Genomic DNA, 5,260 nt, shown 5'->3' on the forward strand with positions numbered 1-5,260 from the left:
CCGGAATCTAAATCATTGTAACATTACGCTCCTATCATTAATCTTATTGAACTAAACAATATGTAGTTGCTCGGGTGGATACTTCTTGCGGGTTATCTTCAATGATTTTCAACATCTTTTTCGATATAAATCCTTTAAAGTCTCAAATTAATCCTGAAGGATCATTTAATGCTGAACGAAAAAGTAAATGTACATGGCTAGGCATTATGCAATAACCATAAAGTTCCATTCCTTTATTCTTTCTACAAAAATTTAAAGACTCTATTATACACCAAAAATAGGCATCTCTAGCAAATACATCAACCAAGTTTACGGTAGCAAAACATATAAAATAAGTTCCTGATTTTTCTCCAAATTTATATTTTCTACTCACTATTTTTAATTTAAAAATTGGTTGCTTCTACATGTGGGAACGAGCGGGACGCTCGCATTAGCGGTGGACTTTTGAAAACGAGTACTTTCAGTTGAACGTAAACGTCATTAAAAATGGTAATTCCACTAAAGCCACAATCTCGCTAAATGGCCGTTAGGCAACGTTATATTATTCTCCCGTATAAAGCACTTTCTCATAGAAGTTTTCCGACCAGAAATTCTTGTCCAAATTTAACTCGTCATTTTCGGTGACAAATATTTTCTTATTATTCACCAAATTATATATCCTGTAAGACCTGACCATATTTTGCTTCACTAGTTTATAAACAAGATGATAAATCACTGTTTTTTTTCTAGTTTCAATTTGAATAGCAAAATTCATATAACCACTTGTAAAAGGATAATTTTTCTCGAGATCGCTCATTGCTCCATATGGATTTAGATTAACTCCGGGATATTTAATAAAATGACCTTTGTAGCAATTGTAACTTATTTGGACTCCATTTTCGTCTTCGTTTTGAATTGAACATTTTATAATTGCGCTGTAATCTTGTACCATGATATTTGCGTTGTTGAAGGATAATTCGGAATTGTTTACAAATCGAAAATGGAATTCGGTTGGTTTTGTATTTTTAACTTCTATTTCAATGTCTCCATTTCCGATGACATTGTCAATTAATTTTAGAGAGGTTTCCGTAAGTTGATGCGATAATTTTGCGTTATCTTTTGACAAAGTTTGCAGTTCGGTTTTTAATTCGCCATTGTCTATTTTAAGGCTGTCAATTTTGGAATTCAGCGTCGCCTCTTTTTCTTTTGCTTCATTCTCTTTCTTTTGTATTTCAAGATACTGGGCAACAGATAAAATTCCTGGAATCAAGCTGGCTAATATGATAAGGAATAGCATCAGTTTTTTCATTATTTGTTTTTACGATTTTTTCGCGAGGTCTTCAAAAATGTTGCCTAACGGCGTTATGCCACTTAGCGAGGTTGTGGGCTTTTGAAAACGAGTACTTTCTACTGAACGTTAAGGTCATTAAAAACGGAAATTCCACTAAACCCACAATCTCGCTAAATGGCGGTTGTGGGCTGTATTTTTGAATAAATTCTACTGACCTAAATTATTTAATATTTTTTTAAAATCCATTGTTTCAAATTCAAACTCAATAGTTTTGCTATATCTACAATCGTTTACAATTATTGGAAACGATCGTGCTTTATTAGAGTCTAACATTAACTGATAGGAGATTTCGGTTTTATTAATTATATGTTTGAAAATAGCAATTCCTTTACGCTTGTCAATTATATGTATTTCTAATCTATCATATACTTTTTTATTATAATTGGTATAAGTTACATTATATTCTAAATTATTTTTTTTGCTTAAATTGATTATTTTATGTTTTGTAATTTCACATCCCTCAAATAAAATATTATGACTTGTTAAACCAACCCTCATATCAAAACAGTCACAAGCAAGATATAAATAATAATTTTTATTATAAATATATAGAGGTATCCATTTGTTGGGTAAATCTAAAAACTTTAATTTTTTAGTATTTAATATATTTTGAAATACATTGAAATTATTAATTAGATCATAATTTTTTGAATCCTTGTTTGGATCTATGAATATATTATGAATATCCAAACCTGATTTTTCTTTTAATAGAAAAATAGTGTCAGATACATTTTGAGCTGATAATTTATTAAACAATAGATTAATAGTTATGATAACGAAGAAAATTATTTTTTTCTATAATCTATTTTTTACTTTTTCTTATCTGTGTTAAAATATAGTTGTGAGTTGTTGATTGGTCTCTATATCCAGAACATTGTGTTCTACCACTAATAATGCCAGTAGGACTATAATAGAGCAAATATAGTTGATTTGCTCCTTGCGTAACATCACCAGATGCATTATCATAAAATTGAAAAAAATTACCAAGGCTATTTGAACCCGTACCTACTATAACGATAAAATGTCGGTATTATTATCTGTTTTCTTACTTGGACTACCTGGCGCATCATCAACTCCCACAATAACAGGAATTCCATTTGAAAGAGCATACTTAAGATAGCTTAATCCTTTTGCTAATTCTGTTAGATTAACTCCAGTTTGCTCTCGATACACTTGAAAAGTTTGTCCAGATACAAAATAATCCGATATTTTATATCCTTTTTTTTCGATTTGAGCTTTTGCATATTTCATACACTGCCATGTTGGATGCAAGCTGCGATTCCAACCAACAAATTGGGTTGTTGGGATAACACTAGGTATACTAATCTAAGGGTTTTGCTGTGGGTTAAAATCAGCGTAAGTAGCATTGTCATAATTTGCGATAGTATTATTATCCAAATCTCCCGTTTCGGAATCAAAAGAAGTTCTATTATTAATTAAATCGTAAACAAATAGAGTTGGATTTACATTTAAATAATTTATAGCCCAAGTTTCGAATTCAACAGAAAAATTATTACCTAAAGCATTTGCAATAATTACGGGGTTAATCATGCTTTTTGCATACTTTTTATTTATAGAAGTGAATTCATTTTCTTGTAAATAATTAAAAATTTGTAAATTAACTTCTGGGTACTGCCCTAAAAAAGAATATTGTTCAGCATTCAATGTAGTTAAAAATGTATTGTACATTTTTCTTTCAACTTCATCTTGGGTTGGTATATTAGGCACAAATGTAGTAGTGCCAGTCCCACTATACAAAGTAGTTCCTCCGATACTAATACCACCGCTTCCACTGCTACTAGTACCTGAAGTGCTACCAGAACTTGTAGTACCACCACTAGTTGTGGTACCGCTAGTACTACCACCACTGCCACAAGTGTAACTTGAACTTACTATTTTGTATGGTGAATCTGAATAACCACAAAAAATTAGATCATATGTCCAACACCCAATTGTGATCACAAGTTGCGATTTTGCGGTTTGGTTTGATTTAGCAGTTTTATCATTTATGCCAATTTTAAGTGAATGAAGTAAATTTCCATTCAAATCGAAATATTGTAAATCGCCAATAAATTTTTCTACATCATAAAAGGTTTACCATCTAATGGAATCCATTTTGTTATTAAAACTTTGTAGTCTCCGTTTTCGGAAAGGACATTCAAATTTTCAACTGAATACGGTTCGTCCTCTTTGAATGTTTTTTCAATGAGTAAACTATAGCTCTTGTCTCCATTCTCTCTTAACAATTCAATTATTTTGTCCTGATTTAAATCTAAACTATTTATAGATTTATTTGTAAGTGATTTTTCTTTTTTTATTCCATTTATAATATTTTCAACATCTGGTATATTCTTTAAAGATACAAGGTTAACCTCTTTTGTTTTTTTAACAGTGTTATCAATATTAATACTGTTCTTATGAATATCCTCTGTTCGACAGTTGGTCATAATAAAAAAAGAAGAAAGTAAAAATAACTGCAATAATTTTTTCATTTTGGTTTTCATAAACGTTGTGTTTTGGTTAAAAAATTGGTTAATTTCGGGCTATATAGCCCACAACGTCGGTGCATTGCATTTGTGGCGTGCCGATAATTACAAATGTCCTCGACACGAATGTCGGAAACAAAAAAATACAAATCAATAAATTAATCACTAATTAAGCCATTGATGCAATGTATTTTTATATGATGGCTTTTTAAACAAAAAATTATGAAAAAAATCATTGGAAAATTTCTATGTAAAATTGGAATACACAGATTTGTATGTTCAATGTACGATTGTATTGAAGAGTTTGGATATATTCCAAATGATGGTAGAATGCCTAAAGATGCTGAATGTGAAAGGTGTTCTTTTAGATTCGGGCGTTAAGCTATCATATAACGTTATGCCACTTTGAGATGGCTGGAAGTTCGTAACCTTTCAGTTTTCGGCTTAACGAAAACTTGATGCGAAACGATAATTCCACTAAATTCCAGCTAGCTCCAAGCATCTATGTAAAAGCATAACTTTGAGAGTACAAAAAACGAAGATTATGAAATTACAAGACACCTTTTCTATTCCAAAGATATTCATTGGTTTAGATATTCACAAAAAAAGCTGGACAGTTTCTATTCAAACAGATTTATTTTTTCACAAGACCTATTCGATGCCGTCTAATTCTGAGGATTTGTATCAATATGTGGAGCGTACATTTCCAGATCACGCTGTCGATTTAGTTTATGAAGCAGGTTGCTGCGGATTCTCCGCGACACGATATTTTTTAAACTTGGGTTGGAATGTTCTAGTTGTTAATCCCTCAGACGTGAAGAGAGGAGATAAAGAACGCTATCAAAAAACAGATGCCTTAGATTCTAAAAACTTGTCCAATCAATTAAAATCAGGTGTTCTAAGAGGTGTTTTTATTCCCACAGAAGAGCACGAACAATTTACGACCTTGGCTCGTCATAGAACGCAAGTGACCAAGAAACTGCGACAAACCAAATCACATATCAAAAGTATGTTGCTGTTTCATGGAATAAAAGTCCCTGAAGAGTTTGATAATCCAAATTGGAGTAAAGCTTTTATTTTGTGGTTAGAAGAAATAAAGTTTAGTACCTCTTGTGGCGATTTAGCATTGCAAGGAAAAATACGAATGTTCAAGTTTATCAAATCAGAATATTTAGAAATTGCCAATCAAATGCGTTCTTACTGTAGAAAAAACAACAAGAAAGATTACAATCTTTTGAGAAGTATTCCAGGAATTGGAGGATACCTAGCTAGTGTAATCTTGGCAGAATGTGGAGATTTACGTCGGTTCAATAACGATGGGCAGTTTAGTTCCTACATCGGATTAGTTCCTGGAATGTATAACAGTGGAGAGTCAGAAAAGTGTTTAGGAATTACTCCAAGGAGTCGCTCACAACTACGCAGTTATTTAGTTGAAGCAGCTGGG

Annotated in this window: 6 protein-coding genes and 1 pseudogene; 1 reads left to right on the forward strand and 6 read right to left on the reverse strand. The window is 31.7% G+C overall.

Annotation, left to right across the window (positions count from 1 at the left end):
- Positions 1-82 precede the first annotated feature (82 nt).
- From A3SG_RS22540 to A3SG_RS0117350, 6 genes and pseudogenes are all read right to left on the reverse strand, one after another.
- Positions 83-373: pseudogene (locus A3SG_RS22540) on the reverse strand (transposase); the annotation flags it as partial.
- Between the two features lie 168 nt (positions 374-541).
- Positions 542-1,288 carry a hypothetical protein gene (locus A3SG_RS0117330; RefSeq protein ID WP_016991263.1) on the reverse strand — a complete coding sequence of 249 codons (747 nt, stop codon included), beginning with the start codon at positions 1,286-1,288 and terminating at the stop codon, positions 542-544.
- A 189-nt stretch (positions 1,289-1,477) separates the two neighbouring features.
- Positions 1,478-2,086 (reverse strand): hypothetical protein, encoded by a 609-nt coding sequence (locus tag A3SG_RS0117335; RefSeq protein WP_016991264.1) that lies wholly within the window; start codon positions 2,084-2,086, stop codon positions 1,478-1,480.
- Between the two features lie 252 nt (positions 2,087-2,338).
- Positions 2,339-2,581, reverse strand: a complete 243-nt coding sequence (locus tag A3SG_RS0117340; protein ID WP_016991265.1) for a hypothetical protein — start codon at positions 2,579-2,581, stop codon at positions 2,339-2,341.
- 75 nt (positions 2,582-2,656) lie between these two features.
- Entirely contained in the window at positions 2,657-3,376 is a 720-nt protein-coding gene (locus tag A3SG_RS0117345) for a hypothetical protein (RefSeq protein WP_016991266.1), read from the reverse strand.
- A gap of 32 nt (positions 3,377-3,408) precedes the next feature.
- Positions 3,409-3,834, reverse strand: coding sequence for a hypothetical protein (locus tag A3SG_RS0117350; RefSeq protein WP_016991267.1), 426 nt, complete (start codon positions 3,832-3,834; stop codon positions 3,409-3,411).
- 526 nt (positions 3,835-4,360) lie between these two features.
- Between A3SG_RS0117350 and A3SG_RS0117355 the strand changes: the two genes are divergently transcribed.
- The coding region (locus tag A3SG_RS0117355) for an IS110 family transposase (protein WP_016991268.1) at positions 4,361-5,260 on the forward strand (900 nt) is incomplete at its 3' end.

Origin of the sequence: Flavobacterium sp. ACAM 123 (genome assembly GCF_000264055.1) — a bacterium.
In the GTDB taxonomy this organism is placed as follows: Bacteria; Bacteroidota; Bacteroidia; order Flavobacteriales; family Flavobacteriaceae; genus Flavobacterium.

Excerpts from the sequence above, each read along its gene's own strand:
- A3SG_RS0117330 (WP_016991263.1), bottom strand. The coding sequence starts at position 1,288 with ATGAAAAAACTGATGCTATTCCTTATCATATTAGCCAGCTTGATTCCA.
- A3SG_RS0117350 (WP_016991267.1), bottom strand. The coding sequence starts at position 3,834 with ATGAAAACCAAAATGAAAAAATTATTGCAGTTATTTTTACTTTCTTCT.
- A3SG_RS0117340 (WP_016991265.1), bottom strand. The coding sequence starts at position 2,581 with ATGAAATATGCAAAAGCTCAAATCGAAAAAAAAGGATATAAAATATCG.